Raw genomic sequence first — 19,982 nt, 5'->3', positions numbered from 1 at the left:
CGTTTGATTCTTAATGCCTGTCAGTATTTCAGTGAACGTCTATCGCTCTTGCGGGTGCAAAAGTAGCACCTTTATTGAGTTCTGCAAGCTTTTTTATTATATAATTTCAATCTTTTTCTTAACTCTCTGGTATGGCGGTTTTTATAACACGAAGTTTTTTTAGGCTTTGTTGGTTTTTCCTTATTTTGGGCCATTTTACCGCAAAGACGCAAAGGTATTCTCTCTTTGAACTTATATTCGCAAAGGTCGCAAAGCTGGATTTTACTTTGTTTTNTTTTCCTTATTTTGGGCCATTTTACCGCAAAGACGCAAAGGTATTCTCTCTTTGAACTTATATTCGCAAAGGTCGCAAAGCTGGATTTTACTTTGTTTTCTGTAATTTATTATCAATGCACTAAGGAGCAAAGGCTATTTTTTCTTCTGGAAACCTTCATCTTCTTTTGAAAACGACTCCCATAGCCCCGATAGTCCCGAAGCCTCGGGAGGAAATCCTTTTGTCCGCCGCGGCGGACAAAAGATTGGAACGGATAGCGGGAATAGCTCCTGAATAAAATCCAAATTCCAAATTTTGAAATCCCAAATTCCAAATTTTAAAATGCTTTAACTTCGCTCAGCGTATTAAACTTCATCCTTATATAGTAATAATAATATTCCCTCTTATATATATGTATAAAAAACAAACCCGATAGATTTGGAATCTATCGGGGTGTTGTAAAAATGTACCTTATATATAATAGTAGAAAATGCACTTATATATGTGTACTATAGTTTAAACTATCAATGACTTCTTTTGTGATTTGAATGCTTTTTAGTTTTTCCTGATGATCGTAGATTGGACTTGTAACCATTAGCTCGTCTATTTGGGAGTAGTTAATAAATTTTTTAAGATCGATTTCTAATTGTTCTTTGTTTCCGGTAAAGGTGCAGGCGGTCATTTGATTCACATGGAAACGTTCTTCTTCGCCCATGATATCATCTAATGACGGAACAGGAGGCTGTAACCCTTTGCGATCGTTGCGTATTAAATTTAGAAACATCTGATACAAACTGGTTGAAAGGAATTCAGCTTCTTCATTTGTATCTGCCGCAATTATATTGACACATGCCATTGTTTTGGGTTTATCTAAAACCATTGACGGCTGGAAATTATCACGATAGAATTCAAATGCCTGAATCATTTGGCTTGGCGCAAAATGTCCGGCAAAAGCATACGGCAATCCATAGGCAGCGGCTAAGGCAGCACTTTCCATGCTTGAACCTAAAATCCAGATGGGAATATTCGTGCCTTCTGCTGGAAATGCCCTAACTTTTGCTGTTGCATTTTCTACGGAAAAATAATCCTGAAGTTTGGTTACATTTTGAGGAAATCGCTGTGCCTGCTCAAAAAAGTCTTTTCGAATGGCTTCGGCAGTTGGCTGATCTGTTCCCGGTGCTCTTCCTAAACCTAAATCGATTCGGTTTGGATAAAGTGTTTCTAAGGTTCCAAATTGTTCTGCTACTACTAAAGGAGAATGATTCGGCAACATTATTCCGCCAGAACCTACACGGATATTTTTAGTATGACCAGCAATATATCCTATTAAAACAACCGTTGCCGTACTTGCAACATGTGCCATATTATGATGTTCAGCGAACCAAAAACGCTTATACCCTAATCGGTCTGCTAATTGCGCTATTTCTTTTGTTTTTTGAAATGTTTCTTTTGCATTGCTATCTTGCGTAATGATAGCTAATTCTAATATTGAGATTGAAATTGAGTCTTTCATATTTAATGTAGCTTTTATGCAAAATTAATTCATTTGGAACAAAGCTTAAATTTTTTCATGTTAATAGAATTATAAAATTTATCGGTGTTAAATATTTTAACAACGTTATTATTTAATTGAAATATCTTCATTTGATAATTTAAAACGTAGTTTTATATTAGAAGCGCCAACTTTATGATCGTAAAATATTTTTTCGCAAGAATTTCGTATCGATGAAAAAAGTTGAATGATTTAAAACCTAAATTTGTACTTCAATAAATGAATTCGACTTTAGCCTTTCCCTCAAATGACACACAAAATTTTAATTATAGACGACGAAGAAAAACTGAGAAGTCTGCTCGCACGAATTATAAAATCGGAAGGATTTGATGTTTTTGAAGCTAAAGATTTAAAATCGGGTTTTAAAAAACTGGAGCAAACAGAAATTGATGTCGTTTTGTGTGATGTCAAATTACCTGACGGAAATGGCGTTGATTTTCTTCAGAATATAAAAAACAGTTTCCCTTTAGTAGAAGTTGTTCTATTAACTGCTTTTGGAAATATTCCGGATGGTGTGCAAGCTATGAAAAATGGCGCTTTTGATTATATTGTAAAAGGCGACGATAACGATAAAATCATTCCGCTTTTATATAAAGCTGTTGAAAAAGCACAGTTGCAGAAAAAAGTACAGCAACTTGAAAAACGCATTGGCGATAAATATTCTTTTAATACCATTATTGGAAAATCAAAAGGGATTGAACAAGTTATTGATCTTGCCAAGAAAGTAGCCAAAACAGATTCTACCGTTTTGCTTACCGGAGAAACCGGAACCGGAAAAGAAGTTTTCGCACAGGCGATTCATGAAAACAGTAATCGGGTTGGGAAATCTTTTGTAGCTTTGAATTGCAGTACTTTCAGCAAAGAGATTTTAGAAAGCGAACTTTTTGGTCATAAACAAGGCGCTTTTACCGGAGCTTTAAAAGACAAAAAAGGATTTATTGAAGAAGCCAATGGTGGTACTTTGTTCTTAGATGAAATTGGAGAAATGCCAATAGAACTACAAGCCAAATTATTACGCGTTTTAGAAACCAGTGAGTATATTCCCATTGGCGATACAACACCAAAAAGATCGAATTTCAGATTAATTGCCGCGACAAACAGAGATTTAAAAACAGAAAGTGACGAACATCGTTTTCGTTCTGATTTATATTTTCGATTGAATATTTTCGAAATCAAAATACCGCCTTTGCGAGAAAGGGTTAAAGACATTTCGCAAATTACAAATTATTTCGTCAAACAGTTTTCTGAAAAAACGAATAAAAAAACTTTGGCTATTTCAGATGATTTTCTACAGAAATTAGAAAATTATTCCTGGCCTGGAAATATTCGTGAGCTTAAAAATATCATTGAAAGATCTGTTATTTTGAGCAATGGCGATACCTTAATTTCAGATGTTTTACCGTATGAAATGCAACATCAACCTGAAAAAACTACAAAATCAATGTCGGCTTTTTCTATGCAGAGTATTGAAAAACTGCACATTCAAAAGGTTTTCAACTATACCAAAGGAAATAAGGCTGAAACTGCACGTTTACTCGAAATTGGGATTGCTACTTTATATCGAAAATTAGAAGAGTACGGAATTCAATAATAAATTTAAATTCCAATCCCTATGGCTATCAGGATAAATTCCAATTTTAAAACTCCAGCGGAGCAAAATATTTATAGCAAATGTAATCGATTCTTTGATCGAAGCTCCAGCAGAGCAACATCTTAATTTTTCATTAGAACCTAAAATATGTCACCCCGATGGGGTTTTATAACCTATCCTTGCATTTTTCTATAAACATGACGTTCCGCTGGGACTCAAATTCTTGAAATTAAACATTCAATGCTTATCAAAACGAGAAAAGCTTATCATTTTGATAGGCTTTTTTTATGCCTAATTTTTGGCACAAAAATACATTCCTTTTATTGACAGCACTTTAACCACACATCAACTTTTTCGGAACATCTTTTGGCATAAGAAGAAAGAACATAAAAATTCATCTCATGAAAAATCAAGTTACTTCAATCTACAAACAAGCTGAACGCTTCGCCGAGATAACCAAAAAATCAATTATTTCTGGAAATATCGTTCGTGCTAAAAAATGTTTGGCTCTTGCTGAACGTCTATTTATCAATGGAAGTATCGAAACTAAAAACGCTATTTCTAATGTGTATATTTTCTCGGTTTCTTCTTTTATGGAAATGCGTCACTGCAATATTTCACATCTATTCCCTCAAACGCTTAAAGCGGAATATATCAAGCAGGTTAATACCTCGGGCGTATAAAAAGTTTAATCGTTTAACTGGTTAATCGATTCACCAATCTAAAATCTATCCCGAAGCCTCGGGACTAAAATCTAAAATCATATATATGTTAATCACTTTTCTTTTACTCGCATTGGCTGTTTTGCTTTTTGCCATTTGTTTTAAATCAGTTGAATTCTTCGAAAAAATCTAAATTATGACTGCACTATTTATTATTTCCATCGCTGTTTTTGGCTATTTGGTTTATGTATTAATCAAACCTGAAAAATTCTAATTAAAGTAAAAGTTATAAGTGAGATGTTGCACATCAGTCTCCTTTTACATCTCACATTTTACATTTTACAAAAACTCACATATTATGAACACAGAATTATTTGGTGTCATTAGCATTTTTATTGTTTCGATAGTTTTAGCAATTCCTTTAGGGAAATATATCGCTAAAGTTTATTTGGGAGATAAAACCCTTTTTGACCCGATTTTCAATCCAATTGAAAAATTTATTTTTAAAATCAGTGGAATCAATTCCACTGAAGAAATGAACTGGAAACAACACTTAAAAGCTCTTTTAAGCATCAATATGATTTGGTTCTTTCTTTGCTTTTTTGTTTTACTTTTTCAGGGATCTTTATTTTTGAATCCTGATAACAACCCTTCAATGACGCCAGATTTAGCTTTTAATACGGCTATTTCATTTGTAGTAAATTGTAATTTACAGCATTATTCAGGTGAAACCGGAGTTTCTTATTTGTCGCAAATGGTTTTGATGTTCCTGCAATTTGTTTCTGCTGGTGTCGGAATGGCCGCTGCTGCAATGATTTTTACCGCAATGAAAGAAAGAAGTACTGATAAGCTGGGAAATTTCTATAATTATTTCATCAAAAGTTGTACTCGTATTTTATTACCACTTTCAGCTATTGTAGCAGTTGTTCTATTATTTAGCGGAACTCCTATGACGTTTGAAGGAAAAGATACAATTACCACTTTACAAGGCGATTCAGTACAAGTTTCACGCGGACCGGCTGCAGCTTTTATTGCTATCAAACATATCGGTACAAATGGAGGAGGTTTTTTTGGAGCCAATTCGGCACATCCCTTAGAAAACCCAACTTATTTTACCAATGCGGTTGAGCTTTGGGCACAATTAATAATTCCGTTTGCCATGATTTTTGCTCTTGGTTTTTATCTAAAGAAAAGAAAACTATCCTATGTGATTTTTGGAGTAATGACTGTCGGTTTTTTACTCCTTGTTATTCCGACTGTAGTTACCGAGCTTAATGGGAATCCGGCCATAGAAAAAATGGGAATTGCTCAGGCAACCGGAGCGATGGAAGGAAAAGAAGTGCGGTTTGGCCCGGCCATTTCAGGATTCTGGAGTATTGCGACAACCGTAATTTCTACAGGTTCTGTAAACAGTATGCACGATAGTTCTATGCCGATTTCCGGAGCGATGCAATTGCTTGCCATGATGGTGAATGCGTTTTATGGAGGCTGTGGTGTGGGTATTCTAAACTTTTATATTTTCATCATTCTCGCTGTATTTATTTCTGGGTTGATGGTAGGTCGAACCCCTGAATTTTTAGGGAAGAAAATCGAAGCGAGAGAAGTTAAGATTGCTGCTTTTATTGCCATTCTTCATCCTTTATTGATATTAGCAGGAACAGCATTGGCTTCATATTTTGCTGCACATGACACAGCGATGGGTTATTGGTTCAGCGGAAACGCTACAGGTTGGCTAAACAATCCTGGCAATCACGGATTCTCTGAAATGTTATACGAATATACTTCAAGCGCTGCTAATAATGGTTCTGGTTTTGAAGGTTTAGGAGATAATAATCCGTTCTGGAATATCACTACAGGAATTGTGTTGCTGTTAAGCCGTTTCATTCCGATAATCGGACCACTGGCAATCGCAGGATTATTGGCTAATAAAAAATACATTCCGGAAAGTGCAGGAACTTTAAAAACTGATACTTCTATTTTCGGAATAATGGTTTTCGCCGTAATCGCAATTATTGCTGCCTTATCATTCTTTCCAGCTTTGGCACTTGGGCCTTTAGCGGAGTATTTTACACTAAAATAATGCTCAATAAACATAGCCCGTGGTTTCAACCACGGGGACATAGATTGTCATATCCGTTACGTCTCCAACGGTTAAAACCGTTGGCTATATTTTATAATCTATGGGTTTTCCAACGCATAACATTTAACAAATAACATTTAACTTTTTACAAGAAAATGACAACTAATAAATCCGCATCATTATTTGAAAGCAAACAGGTAAAAGAAGCCTTAGTGCAGTCTTTTGTGAAGCTTAATCCAAAATTGATGATCAAAAATCCGGTAATGTTTACCGTAGAAATTGGAACTGCCATTATGTTTGCTGTTTGTATTTCCATTTTAATGGGAGCTACAGATCAGGGCAGTTTTATTTATAATTTAATTGTGTTCTTCATTTTATTAGCAACACTTTTGTTTGCCAATTTTGCCGAAGCCATTGCCGAAGCCAGAGGAAAGGCTCAAGCCGACAGTTTAAGAAAAACACGTGAAGAAACTCCGGCAAGACAGATTTTACCCAACGGAGAAATCAAAAACATCAGTTCATCTGAATTAAAAAAAGGAGATATTTTCGTTTGTGAATCAGGCGATTTAATTGCTACCGATGGTGAAATTATCGAAGGTTTGGCAACCATTGACGAAAGTGCTATTACCGGAGAAAGTGCTCCTGTAATTCGGGAAGCTGGCGGTGATAAATCCTCTGTTACCGGAGGAACAAAAGTGCTGTCTGATAAAATTAAAGTAATCGTAACCTCAGAACCAGGCGAAAGCTTTTTGGATAAAATGATTGCTTTAGTTGAAGGTGCAAGCCGTCAGAAAACACCAAACGAAATTGCTTTAACTATTTTGTTAGCAGCATTTACGCTAATCTTCGTGATTGTCTGCGTTACATTAAAACCTTTTGCTGATTATGCCAATGCGCCGATAACCATTGCAGCTTTTATTGCTTTATTCGTTTGTTTGATTCCAACTACGATTGGCGGTTTACTTTCTGCGATTGGAATTGCGGGTATGGACAGAGCGTTGCGTGCAAACGTCATTACAAAATCTGGAAAAGCGGTTGAAACTGCCGGAGATATTGATGTTTTGCTTTTAGATAAAACCGGAACCATCACTATCGGAAACAGAAAGGCAACCAGTTTCTATCCTACAAAAGGAGTTTCAGAAGAAGATTTTATTAAATCTGCTGTACTAAGTTCATTGGCAGATGATACTCCGGAAGGGAAAAGTATCGTGGAACTGGCAGGAGCCGAGACTGCCAATAAATTATCAATTGAAGGTGCTACTTTAATCAAATTTACCGCAGAAACCAGAACTTCCGGAGTTGTTTTAAAAGACGGAACCAATATTCGAAAAGGGGCTCAGGATGCTGCAAAAAATATTGCACTTCAGGCAGGAAATTCTTTTCCGGAAGATACTGCTCAAAAAGTAATTGACATTTCTACCAACGGAGGAACACCATTGGTTGTGATAAAAAACAATCAGGTTCAGGGTGTTATCGAATTACAGGATATTATTAAACCCGGAATGAAAGAACGTTTTGACCGATTGAGAAAAATGGGTGTAAAAACGGTAATGGTTACCGGAGATAATCCGCTTACGGCTAAGTTTATTGCCGAAGCTGCCGGTGTTGATGATTTTATTGCCGAAGCGAAACCTGAGGATAAAATGAACTACATCAAAAATGAGCAAAACTTAGGGAAACTTGTCGCCATGATGGGTGACGGAACGAACGATGCTCCTGCCCTTGCGCAAGCTAACGTGGGAGTTGCCATGAACAGCGGAACTCAAGCTGCTAAAGAAGCTGGAAACATGGTAGATCTTGATAATGATCCAACGAAATTAATCGAAATTATCGAAATTGGAAAACAGCTATTGATGACCCGCGGAACGCTTACGACTTTCTCAATTGCGAATGACGTCGCGAAATATTTTGCTATTGTTCCTGCCTTATTTATCACGGCAATTCCGGCTTTGCAAGGTTTGAATATTATGCATTTGCACAGTCCTGAAAGCGCCATCTTATCAGCAGTGATTTTTAACGCGATTATTATTCCAATCCTGATTCCGCTTGCCTTGAGAGGTGTTGATTACAAACCAATTGGTGCGAGTGCCATCTTAAAAAGAAATCTTTTGATTTATGGTTTGGGTGGTCTAATCGTCCCTTTTATCGGAATTAAAATAATTGATTTACTAGTAGCTTTATTTATGTAAGGTTCTGAAAGGCTAAGGTTCTAAGGTACTAAGAAAAAACCTTAGAAACTTAGTCCCTCAAAATCTTTAAACCTTTAAAAAGAACTCAAAATAAAAAACACGGACTTTGATTATTAGGCTTCGAAGAAAAAAATCTTAGCACCTTAGAATCTTAGTCCCTTAGAATCTCAAAAGATGAAAACTATATTCTCATTATTAAAATTGACTCTGCTAACCGTAATTCTGTTTGCAGTTATTTACCCCTTAGCAATTTACGGAATTGCACAATTTGCTCCGAATCAAGGAAAAGGAGAAACTATTTCCGTTAACGGAAAAGTGGTTGGATACCAAAAAATTGGTCAAAAATTCGATAAGTCGAATTATTTCTGGGGAAGACCTTCGGCTGTAGATTATAATGCTGCCGGAAGCGCCGGAAGTAATAAAGGACCAAGCAATGCTGAATATTTGGCTTTGGTTCAAAAAAGGATTGATACGTTTTTAACCGTTCATCCTTATTTGAAAAAATCGGATATTCCATCAGATATGGTAACGGCTTCAGGAAGTGGATTGGATCCGAATATTTCTCCGGAAGGTGCTTTGATTCAAGTGAAACGTGTTGCCAAAGAACGAAAATTAGCTGAAGATAAAGTGAAGGCTTTGGTGGAAGCTAATATCAATACTCCAAAAGTTATGGGAACTCCAACTGTGAATGTTTTGGAATTGAATCTTGCTTTGGATCAGATGAAATGATACGTTTTCAAACCCGACAGGTTTTAAAAACCTGTCCGGTTTGACAAAGATGATCGCCAATTTTGGTCATTACGAGGAAGACCTGTTCGCCGCGGTGAAAGCAACCACATTTACAAAATCAGCTTTAAATCTCATTGTTCGTGAGGTTGCTTCGTTCCTCGCAATGACAAACTGGATGGAAAAATTAGAACGAAAAACGTCCTTTTACACTGAGTGCCCTAGCCCTGATAGAAGCGGTATCCTTTTTAGGCAATTGAAAACATCTTGTTTACCGTAAACGATCTGCCTAAAAAGATATAGCGGATAGCAGGAAACAGCTCCTTAAAACCTACTAAGAAATAATACCTACAAAGTTTTGAAAACCTTGCAGGAAAACAAACGCCTTTTTTACCCAAATAATAAAAATGAAAAATGAAAAAAATTATACTTACCGCTTTAATCGCTTTCGGTATTAGCAATTTACAGGCACAGGAAGAATCGAAAAGTCCGTTGACATTTTCTGGATATATTGATGTTTATTACAGTTATGATTTTGGGAAACCAGACAATCATACGCGCCCAGGATTTTTTTATAATTATAACCGAAGTAACGAAGTGAACCTAAATTTAGGTATGGCAAAAGTGAATTATACGAAAGATAATATTCGTGGAAATTTTGCTTTGATGGCAGGAACTTATGCGCAATATAATATGTCGGCAGAGCAGGATTTGCTTAAAAATGTTTATGAAGCAAATGTTGGTGTGAAGATTTCGAAAAGCCATAATTTGTGGATTGATGCGGGAATTATGCCGGCACATATTGGTTTTGAAAGTGCGATTGGAAAAGATTGCCAAACTTTAACGCGAAGTATTTTGGCTGAAAATTCTCCTTACTATGAAACGGGAGCCAAAATTGGTTATACATCAGAATCTGGTGCGTGGTATTTGGCAGGAATGTATTTGAATGGCTGGCAACGCATTCAGAAAATAAACCGAAATCACACTCCGGCATTTGGAACGCAAATCACTTATAAACCAACTGATAAAGTAATTTTGAATTGGAGTACTTATGTTGGTAACGAGCAACCGGATATTGATAAAAAGTGGCGTTATTTCAACAATTTTTACGGGCAATTTAAAGTAACAGAGAAAACAAATATTACGGCTGGTTTTGATGTTGGTTCGCAACAATCGGCTAAAAACAGTATTAAATACGACACTTGGTTTTCGCCTGTTTTGATTCTGCAATACAAACCGACAGATAAAATTCAGTTGGCTATGCGTGGCGAATATTACAGTGATGAAAAAGGGGTAATTATCGCGACAGAAACGCCAAATGGTTTTAAAACTTACGGATTTTCAGCTAACTTTGATTACTTGGTTACTGATAATGTTATGTTTAGAGTCGAAGCCAGAAATCTTTCGAGCAAAGATGAAATATTTACAAAAGACAATCTTCCAACGAATACGAATACGTTTATAACGACTTCGTTGGCGATTTCTTTTTAAACATTATTTTTTTACCATTAAGAAATTAAGAAAGTTAAGTTTTGTCTTAATGAGCCTATATTGAGAAAATTAAGCTTTGCCTTTATTAACTTAATATCTTAATGGTAAAATAAAAAAAACTTAGTGCCCTAGTGCCTTCGTGGCAAACCATATGAAACAGGAAAAAGAAAATAACGCACAACACTTTCTCGATTTAATTCAAAAATCACGAAAAGGAAAGTTTAAAATCTACATTGGGATGAGTGCCGGTGTGGGCAAAACTTATCGTATGCTTCAGGAAGCGCATTCGTTGTTGAAGAATGGAATTGACGTGAAAATCGGTTATATCGAAACGCACATGCGAAAGGAAACGCATGAGCTTTTAACTGGTTTGCCTGTGATTCCGAGGCGAACCATTTTCTATAAAGGAAAACAGCTCGAAGAACTTGATGTACAAGCAATTATCAACCTTCGTCCTGAAGTAGTTATCGTAGATGAATTGGCACATACCAATGTTGAGGGAAGCAAAAATGAAAAACGCTGGCAGGATGTTTTAGAGATTTTGGAAGCGGGAATCAATGTGATTTCGGCAGTTAATATTCAGCATATTGAGAGTTTAAATGAAGACGTAAAACGCATTACAGGAATTGACGTTCAGGAACGAATTCCGGATAATGTTTTACGTTTGGCGGATGAAGTAGTGAATATCGATTTGACATCAGAAGATTTGATTGCGCGTTTGAAAGAAGGCAAAATTTATACGGCTGATAAAATTCAGACCGCTTTGACTAACTTTTTTAAATCGGAACAAATTTTACAATTGCGTGAATTGGCACTGAAAGAAGTGGCAAGCCAAGTGGTTCGAAAAGTCGAAAATGAAGTACCTCAACTGCATGCTTTGAAACACGAAAAATTGTTGGCGTGCATTAGCAGTAACGATAAAACCGCAAAAATTGTGATTCGGAAAACCGCACGATTGGCGAGTTATTATAACGGAGCCTGGTATGTTTTGTATGTAGAAACACCGAAAGAAAGCAGTACCAAAATTGCGTTAGACAAACAAAGACATTTAATTAATAACTTTAAACTGGCCGTACAACTCGGCGCCGAAGTGATTAAAATTGAACATAAAAATATCGCAGATGCGATTTTGATTGCCGTTGAAGAAAAACAAATTACAACTGTCTGCATCGGAAAACCGCATTTGAATTTATTTAAAGTAATTTTGTCGACAACGATTTTCAGACGTTTATTAAATCGCCTGTCTTTATCAAATGTCGACCTTGTTATTTTGTCATAAAATTTCCTAACCATTAAGAGATTAAGAAAAATTAAGCTTTGACTTAATGAAACTTAATATCTTAATGGTTCAATATAAAAAACTTGTTTTTAAACATCATGAGAATTAAAACCAAATTGAATCTGGGGGTTGGATTGTTATTTTTAATGATCATTATACTTTCGTTAGTGAGCGGCTATTCTGTTTTTTTGATAAAAGCGGACACTGAAAATATTCTGAAAGCGAATTATAACACGCTGGAATATTCGCGAAATATGATTTTGTCTTTGGATGAAATTAAAGAAAGTCCGGATAATAAGATTCATGTTTTCAAAGAATATCTTGAAAAACAGACGCAAAATGTTACCGAACCTGGCGAAAAAGAAGCAACGACTAAACTTGAAAATGATTTTTCGCTTTTAGAAAAAAACAGCGCCGACGAAACCATAAAAGCGCAAATCAGACAGGATATTTTTGCCATTATGAAACTCAATCTGGATGCCATAAAACAGAAAAGTGATATTGCGAAACATACCGCCGAAAATGCCAATTTATGGATTGCCATTGTGGGAAGTTTATGTTTTTTGATCGCTTTTAACTTATTAGTGAATCTGCCAAACAACATTGCAAATCCAATTAAGGAATTAACCCAGAGTATTAAAGAAATTGCGAATAAAAATTATTCGGAGCGCGTGCATTTTACCAATCACAACGAATATGGCGATTTGGCAAAATCGTTTAATACTATGGCGCAGAAACTTCAGGAATACAACGACAGCAATTTGTATAAGTTATTCTTTGAGAAAAAGCGCCTTGAAACACTTATCAATAACATGAATGATCCTATTATTGGATTGGATAATGACGGGATTATTTTGTTTGTGAATGATGAAGCACTGAAGATTATCGGTCTGAAATTAGAAGATGTTATCGGGAAATCGGCTTCTACTCTAGCCTTGTCGAATGATTTAATTCGTTCTTTGATTTTAAAAGAAGAAGTTGATTCTCCTAAAAAGCAACCGCTTAAAATTTACGCACACGGAAAGGAAAGTTATTTCGAGAAAGAAATTCTAAATATTACCATAATTCCAACGGGAGAAGAAAAAGAAATCAATATTGGCGATGTAATTATTCTGCGAAATATTACCCTTTTTAAAGAACTCGATTTTGCTAAAACTAATTTTATTGCCACCGTTTCGCATGAATTGAAAACCCCAATTGCGTCTATAAAACTAAGCCTTCAATTGCTTGAAAATGCAAAAACCGGCGACATGAACGATGATCAAAAACAATTGGTCGAAAGCATTAAAGATGACAGTCAGCGTTTACTGAAAATTACAGGCGAATTGTTGAATTTATCACAATTAGAAACTGGAAATATTCAGCTGAATATCGAAAAAAGTAATCCACACGAAATTGTAAATTATGCTGTAGAAGCCGTTAAAGTTCAGGCCGATCAAAAGCAGATTAAACTGGTAATTAATGCCGATGAAAATCTGGAAGATGTAAAAGCCGACAGCGAAAAAACAGGCTGGGTTTTAATTAATTATTTGTCGAATGCAATACGATATTCTTCTGAAAAAAGTACGATTGTCATTCAATTAAAAAAAGAAAACAATCAAATCGTATTTCAGGTTATCGATACCGGAAAAGGGATTGATGCACGCTACAAAGACAAAGTTTTTGATAAATATTTCCAGGTTCCTGGAAGTCAAAAATCTGGAACAGGATTGGGATTGGCAATCAGCAAAGAATTTATTGAAGCTCAGAATGGAATTGTTGGCGTAGAAAGTAATTTGGGATTGGGAAGTACGTTTTGGTTTTCATTGAAAGTTTAAAAAGAACCAAAGGCTCGACCAATTTTGTAGGGCTGGACTTCAGTCCAGTTCAGACGCAAAGAAACATCAGAATATAAAATCATTTTGATATTGAAATTGTCATTGAAATTGATCTTTTCGTTCTCTAATATTTAGCCAATCTTAATTCAATTACTCCATTCAAGCACAACTGATTAACATTCGCTTAAGGTTCAATTAAGCCAAAAATAGTTAGTTCAGACATTCATTATTATTGCAACTTATAACGATAACAAAAGATGTTTTACAAAACGATTTCTCTGGTATTTCTATTCGGATTCTTTTCTGCAACTGCACAACAAAATGATTCTATTGTTAAAATTGACAGTACTGCACATAACTTAAAATTCAACTACAAACAATTAATTATTCCGGCAGTATTAATTGGTTACGGCGTAATTGGTCTGGAAAGTGATCAGCTTTTAAGTTTCAATTCGCAAATCAAAGCAGAAGTTACCGAAGATATTGACGAGAAAATTACGATTGATGATTTCTCTCAATATGCGCCAGCGGCGTCTGTTTATGCTTTGAATGCTTTTGGTGTAAAAGGCAAAAATAATATGAGAGATCGTTCGGTACTATTTGTGACTTCGTACGCGATTATGGCAACAACCGTTTTGGGTTTAAAATCGATTGTACATGAAGAACGACCTGATAGAAGTTCAAATAACTCTTTTCCTTCCGGACATACCGCAACTGCTTTTGCCGGAGCTGAATTTTTATGGCAGGAATACAAAGATAAATCCATTTGGTATGGAATTGCAGGTTACGCCGTAGCAACCGGAACCGGACTTTTTAGAATCTATAACAATCGCCATTGGTTGACGGATGTCGCCGCCGGAGCCGGAATCGGGATTTTGAGTACCAAAATTGCTTATTGGATGAACCCGTATATTACCAAAAAATTATTCAAATCGCCTTCTGAAAATAAGTCAACTTCTATGATAATGCCTTTTTATAATGGTCAGCAATATGGATTGGGATTTGTGAAAGTGTTTTGATCTTTTTGCCACAGATTGCACAGATTAAAAGATTATATTTTTAATAAAAGCTCCAGCGGAGCGATATTCATCGTGAATAAACATGTCACCCCCGATGGGGTTTATTAAAATGTGATAATTAATTTTCTATAAACATATCGTCCCTCTGGGACTTTCCAATACAATTGAAATTTGAAATTGAAATTGACATTGAAAATTAATTCGTCCCCGCAGTATTATTCTTAATCTCCATCACTTCTCTTTTCACTTCCAAAAGCAATTCTTTCATCGATTGAGATTCAGACAATTCATGGCGTTTGTCGCTTCTTCCGATATTGCATTCGTATTCCCAGATTTCTAAAATATCTGAGGCTTTCACTTCATAATTCGGATAAAAACGATTGTCTGATTCTAACACCAAAGCATTTTTTTTGTTTTTATTGAGACGTTTATACACCATTCCTTCATTTTTGGTAATCAGGATATAGGTTTTTCCATCCATAACCTCGCCCAGCCTTTCGACATAACGGCCAATAATGATAGAACCGTCTTCGTGCGGAGGCATTGAATCGCCTTCTACAGGAAAACCTCTGTGTTTGCCCGGGCCTAGAAACGGAAGCGAAACCTGTTGCAAACTTTCAATATATTCCGGATCGGCATAGCCGTTTAGGTAGCCTGCTTTTGCTTTTTGACTTACAATTTCTATATAATTTTCTCCGAATCGATCGACTTGGATGGGCAAAATGAGTCGGTTGCCTTCTAATTTTATTAAATTTTCTACATCTATTTTACGTATATCGACAGACAGTATCAAGTCAATACTCATATGAAAATATAAAGCAATCTGCTTTAAAATATCATACGGTGCTTCTGAAGTTCCGTCTTCGTATTTAACGTATCTACCTCTGGTAATCTTTAGGTTTTCAGCTAATTTCTCTTGTGATATTTTATGCTTAACCCTCAATGCTCTGATATTGTCTGAAAATAAGGACATAATTAATTTGTTATAATTTGGAACATCAAATATACAAAAAAATGTTATCATCTGTACTAATTTTGTTGTACAAAAACAAAGGAAATGGCAAGGGCGATTGTACACATGGATTTGGATACCTTTTTTGTATCCTGCGAAAGGCTAACCAACTCAGAATTAAGAGGCATACCTCTAATTATTGGTGGTGGCGATCGCGGTGTTGTAGCCTCTTGTTCTTATGAAGCACGAGTATTTGGAGTGCGTTCTGCGATGCCTATTCATATGGCGATGAAACTTTGTCCGCAAGCCAAAATAATGAAAGGCGATATGGAATTATATTCGAAATTATCGCATGATGTTACTCATGTGCTTCAGGAAAAAGCTCCTGTATTGGAGAAAGCCAGTATCGACGAATTCTATCTTGATATTACCGGAATGGACAAATTTCACGGAAGTTATAAATGGACGAATGAACTGGCACAATCTGTAATTAAAGAAACCGGATTGCCCATTAGTTTTTCGTTATCCATCAATAAAACCGTTTCTAAAATTGCTACAGGCGAAGGCAAACCAGTAGGAAATTTACAAGTTCCTGAAAATGAAGTACAGGCTTTTTTGAATCCGTTGTCAATTCAAAAAATTCCTATGGTTGGAGCTGTCACTTTTCAGCTTTTATCCCGAATTGGCGTTCGTAAAATTCAAACTTTATCTGAAATGCCTCCTGAAGTTTTACAACAGATGATTGGCAAAAATGGATTGGATATTTGGAAAAAAGCCAATGGTATTGATCATAAACCTGTAGAACCTTACACCGAAAGAAAATCAATTTCTACCGAACATACTTTTTCTCAGGATACTATCGATATCGCAAAACTTAAAAGAGTACTTATAGGAATGGTCGAAAAACTGGCTTTTCAATTGCGATCAGAACAATGGCTAACCTCAACTATTACGGTTAAAATACGTTACGCCAATTTTGATACTGAAACCAAACAATGTAAAATAGCCTACACCTCAGCAGATCATATTTTAACCAAAAATGTAATGGAACTTTTTGAAAAAGTGTACCAACGCCGAATGCGATTGCGTTTAATTGGTATTCGCTTTAGCGGATTGGTTCGTGGTACGTATCAAATTGATCTTTTTGAAGATACTGAAGAAATGTTGTCGCTTTACGCCGCGATGGATAGAATGAAAAGCCGTTATGGCTTTGATGCCGTAATGCGTTGCGCGGGAGCCCATTTTAAACCGAATAATAAAGACGAAATCTTAAAACGTATCAAATAATCATGTACCTCAACTGTCATTCCTATCATTCATTACGCTACGGCACAATTTCTCTTGATGGACTCATCAAGGAGGCTGTTTCTTGTAGCGTAAAAGAAATGGCACTGACGGATATTAATACCGTTACCGGAATTTATGATTTTATAAGAGAATGTGATAAAGTTGGAATCAAACCTTTAGTTGGAATAGAGTTTCGTTACCATCATCAATTTCGATATATTGGTTTGGCAAAAAATGCTAAAGGTTTAGGCGAAATGAATCGGTTTTTAACAAATCATAATTTCAGCGGAGAAGCTTTGCCTTTAATTGCTCCTAAATTTGAATCGGTTTTTGTGATTTATACTTTAGATAATGCTCCGGAATTTCTTCGTGAAAATGAATTTATCGGAATCCGGACAGATGAAGTTTCAAAACTTTTTACATCGGAACATGCAACTAAAATGGCCAAAATGGTTGTGTTTCAACCGGTAACTTTTAAAACTAAAAGAGAGTTCAATCTGCATAAAATTCTGCGTGCTATTGATACCAATATTATTTTATCAAAATTGACAGAAACAGATTATTGCAGAACTTCGGAGAAAATGTTGCCTTTAGAATCGCTTTTGCCTTTCTATGAAAATTATCCTGAAATTATTGCCAACACGCAGAAAATAATCGATTCTTGCGATTTTCAATATGATTTTACAACTCCAAAAAATAAAAAGTTTTTTACTGAAAGTCGTGAAGGTGATATAAAAAAACTAACAGAATTAGCTTATGAAGGCTTGATTTGGCGTTATGGAGAGAATCACGAACTGGCAAAAAAGCGTGTAGAAAAGGAACTTAAAGTCATTGATGAGTTAGAATTCAGCGGTTATTTTTTAATTACGTGGGATATTACCCGATACAGCACCAGTAAGGGATTTATGCACATTGGCCGAGGAAGTGGCGCCAATAGTATTATAGCTTATTGTCTGGGAATTACAGATATCTGTCCGCTAGAACTGGATTTGTATTTTGAACGCTTTTTGAATTTAAATCGAAAAAGCCCACCTGATTTTGACATTGATTGGAGCTGGAAAGAACGAAACACTATTTTAGAATACATTTTTGACAAATATGGCCGTGAACATGTCGCTTTTTGCGGAACCAATGTTGAATTTAAATACCGATCTATTTTTAGGGAAGTCGGAAAAGTTTTTGGTCTTCCCAAAGAAGAATTAGATATGCTGGCCAAAAATCCGATGGAATTGCATCAGACTAATTCTATTGTAAAATTGGTTCAGGAATATGGAATGATGCTCGGAAAATACCCAAACCAGCGCAGTATGCATGCTTGTGGCATTATCATTTCTGAAGAGCCCATTACCAATTATACGCCGCTTGAAATGCCTCCGAAAGGCTTCCCCATAGTACTTTTTGATATGCATATTGCCGAAGAAATTGGTTTTGAAAAATTCGATATTCTGAGTCAGCGTGGTATTGGTCATATTGACGACAGCGTAAAACTGATCGAGAAAAACAGAGGAATTAAAGTAGATATTCGAAATACTTCTATTTCTAAAGACGAGGCGGTATGCAATATTCATTTGGCGCAAGGCAAAACGATTGGCTGTTTTTATATTGAAAGCCCCGCCATGCGCGGTTTATTACGCCGATTGAATTGCGATAATTATAAAATTCTGGTTGCCGCTTCTTCGATCATTCGTCCCGGTGTCGCTCAATCCGGAATGATGAAAGAATATATTTTCCGTCATAATTATCCGGATCAATTCGAGTATTTTCATGAGGCTTTCAAAGAACATCTTGGCGAAACGTATGGCATTATGGTCTATCAGGAAGATGTTATCAAAATTGCTCAGCATTATGGAGGCCTTCCTGCTGCAGATGGCGATATTCTGCGTAGAGCTATGTCTGGAAAAGGACGTTCTAAGGAAGCTTTACAAAAAGTAAAAGATAATTTCTTTGCGTCTTGCGCCAGAAAAGGACATCCAGAAGCACTGAGTCAGGAAATTTACCGTCAGATTGAATCGTTTGCCGGATTTTCGTTTTGTAAAGCCCATTCGGCTTCTTATGCTGTTGAAAGTTATCAGAGTTTGTATCTCAAAATTAATTATCCTGTTGAGTTTATGGTGGCGGTCATCAACAATCAGGGCGGATTTTACCGGACTGAAGTTTATGTACATGAAGCGCGAATGTCTGGCGGAACGATTCTTAATCCGTGTGTGAATAAAAGCGAATATCAAACTACGGTGTATGGAAATGATATTTATTTGGGTTTTATGCATTTGCAGGGTTTGGAATTTAAAATCGCTCAGTTAATTGAATCTGATCGGGAGAAAAACGGTGCTTTTCTTTCTTTGGAAGATTTTATCAATCGTATTCCTATCGGAATTGAGAGCATTAAAATTTTGATTTTCATAGACGCTTTTCGGTTTACCGGAAAAACTAAAAATCAGCTTTTGGTGATTGCGAGTTTGCTTTTAAACAATTTCAAACCCGAAAACAGAAGTTTGATGCTGTTGCAGGAGCCTGTTAAAGAATATAAACTTCCAACTTTGGAACGTTCTTTATTTGAAGATGCTTTTGATGAAATTGAACTCTTGAGTTTTCCTGTTTCATGTACCGTTTTTGATCTGCTCCAGATTAAATACCGTGGTGATATTATGGCCAAAGATTTAGTGGCACATCATAAAAAACAGGTTCGAATGTTGGCATATCTAATCTCTAGAAAACAAGTTCCGACCAAAAAAGGAAATATGTATTTTGGGACCTGGATCGATCACGAAGGCACTTATTTTGATACGGCACATTTTCCCGATTGTCTGGCGCAATATCCTTTTCAGGGCGGAGGCTGTTATTTGCTTTTAGGAAATGTCGAAGTCGATTATCATTTCCCGACAATCACCATTATTAAAATGGCTAAAATGCCTTTTATTCCTGATCCCCGTTATATGGATGCCAAAGATCAGTTTAAAACACAAAATCAGATTAAGGAAGATGTGAGTCCGACGCATCGGGAACCTTATCCGCAGGGACATGAAATCAACTTACCAAGACACCGAATGAAGTTTCAAAAATAACACCGATGATTTTACAAGAACA

14 protein-coding genes are annotated in these 19,982 nt (G+C 36.0%); 12 read left to right on the top strand and 2 right to left on the bottom strand.

What is annotated here, in order from left to right:
- Window positions 1-749 precede the first annotated feature (749 nt).
- Window positions 750-1,766, bottom strand: coding sequence for an LLM class flavin-dependent oxidoreductase (locus ASC72_RS11140; RefSeq protein WP_056190771.1), 1,017 nt, complete (start codon window positions 1,764-1,766; stop codon window positions 750-752).
- Window positions 1,767-2,052: 286 nt separating this feature from the next.
- Here ASC72_RS11140 and ASC72_RS11135 point away from each other — a divergent pair, with 286 nt between their 5' ends.
- The 10 genes from ASC72_RS11135 to ASC72_RS11090 all read left to right on the top strand — a co-directional run bounded on the left by ASC72_RS11135 (window position 2,053) and on the right by ASC72_RS11090 (window position 14,659).
- Entirely contained in the window at window positions 2,053-3,396 is a 1,344-nt protein-coding gene (locus ASC72_RS11135) for a sigma-54 dependent transcriptional regulator (RefSeq protein WP_056190770.1), read from the top strand.
- A gap of 401 nt (window positions 3,397-3,797) precedes the next feature.
- The gene (locus ASC72_RS11130; RefSeq protein WP_056190769.1) at window positions 3,798-4,079 is read left to right on the top strand and encodes a hypothetical protein; all 282 of its coding nucleotides are present in this window, start codon (window positions 3,798-3,800) and stop codon (window positions 4,077-4,079) included.
- Window positions 4,080-4,254: 175 nt separating this feature from the next.
- The gene (gene kdpF, locus ASC72_RS23645) at window positions 4,255-4,332 is read left to right on the top strand and encodes a K(+)-transporting ATPase subunit F (protein WP_072975519.1); all 78 of its coding nucleotides are present in this window, start codon (window positions 4,255-4,257) and stop codon (window positions 4,330-4,332) included.
- 84 nt (window positions 4,333-4,416) lie between these two features.
- The gene (gene kdpA / locus ASC72_RS11125; protein WP_056190768.1) at window positions 4,417-6,138 is read left to right on the top strand and encodes a potassium-transporting ATPase subunit KdpA; all 1,722 of its coding nucleotides are present in this window, start codon (window positions 4,417-4,419) and stop codon (window positions 6,136-6,138) included.
- 155 nt (window positions 6,139-6,293) lie between these two features.
- Window positions 6,294-8,327, top strand: a complete 2,034-nt coding sequence (kdpB, locus tag ASC72_RS11120) for a potassium-transporting ATPase subunit KdpB (protein ID WP_056190767.1) — start codon at window positions 6,294-6,296, stop codon at window positions 8,325-8,327.
- Window positions 8,328-8,501: 174 nt separating this feature from the next.
- Entirely contained in the window at window positions 8,502-9,056 is a 555-nt protein-coding gene (locus ASC72_RS11115) for a K(+)-transporting ATPase subunit C (protein WP_056190766.1), read from the top strand.
- 411 nt (window positions 9,057-9,467) lie between these two features.
- Window positions 9,468-10,544: a porin gene (locus ASC72_RS11105; RefSeq protein WP_056190764.1), complete on the top strand. Its 1,077-nt coding sequence runs from the start codon at window positions 9,468-9,470 to the stop codon at window positions 10,542-10,544.
- 151 nt (window positions 10,545-10,695) lie between these two features.
- Window positions 10,696-11,823, top strand: coding sequence for a sensor protein KdpD (locus ASC72_RS11100; protein ID WP_056190763.1), 1,128 nt, complete (start codon window positions 10,696-10,698; stop codon window positions 11,821-11,823).
- Between the two features lie 98 nt (window positions 11,824-11,921).
- A complete protein-coding gene (locus ASC72_RS11095; RefSeq protein ID WP_056190762.1) occupies window positions 11,922-13,640 on the top strand; it encodes an ATP-binding protein in 1,719 nt (572 codons plus the stop codon).
- Between the two features lie 257 nt (window positions 13,641-13,897).
- A complete protein-coding gene (locus tag ASC72_RS11090; protein WP_056190761.1) occupies window positions 13,898-14,659 on the top strand; it encodes a phosphatase PAP2 family protein in 762 nt (253 codons plus the stop codon).
- A gap of 196 nt (window positions 14,660-14,855) precedes the next feature.
- Here ASC72_RS11090 and ASC72_RS11085 read toward each other — a convergent pair whose 3' ends face one another.
- The gene (locus ASC72_RS11085) at window positions 14,856-15,632 is read right to left on the bottom strand and encodes a LexA family transcriptional regulator (RefSeq protein WP_056190760.1); all 777 of its coding nucleotides are present in this window, start codon (window positions 15,630-15,632) and stop codon (window positions 14,856-14,858) included.
- Between the two features lie 84 nt (window positions 15,633-15,716).
- On the opposite strand from ASC72_RS11085, the gene dinB reads away from it, so the two are divergent.
- Together dinB and ASC72_RS11075 are read left to right on the top strand one after the other, a co-directional pair.
- Window positions 15,717-16,898 (top strand): DNA polymerase IV, encoded by a 1,182-nt coding sequence (gene dinB, locus ASC72_RS11080; protein WP_056190759.1) that lies wholly within the window; start codon window positions 15,717-15,719, stop codon window positions 16,896-16,898.
- Between the two features lie 2 nt (window positions 16,899-16,900).
- Window positions 16,901-19,960, top strand: coding sequence for a DNA polymerase III subunit alpha (locus ASC72_RS11075; protein ID WP_056190758.1), 3,060 nt, complete (start codon window positions 16,901-16,903; stop codon window positions 19,958-19,960).
- Window positions 19,961-19,982: the final 22 nt, after the last annotated feature.

It is taken from the genome of Flavobacterium sp. Root420 (assembly GCF_001427905.1).
GTDB lineage: Bacteria > Bacteroidota > Bacteroidia > Flavobacteriales > Flavobacteriaceae > Flavobacterium.
The sequence above is the reverse complement of the archived record's forward strand: the minus strand, read 5'-3'. Positions and strand labels throughout refer to the sequence as shown.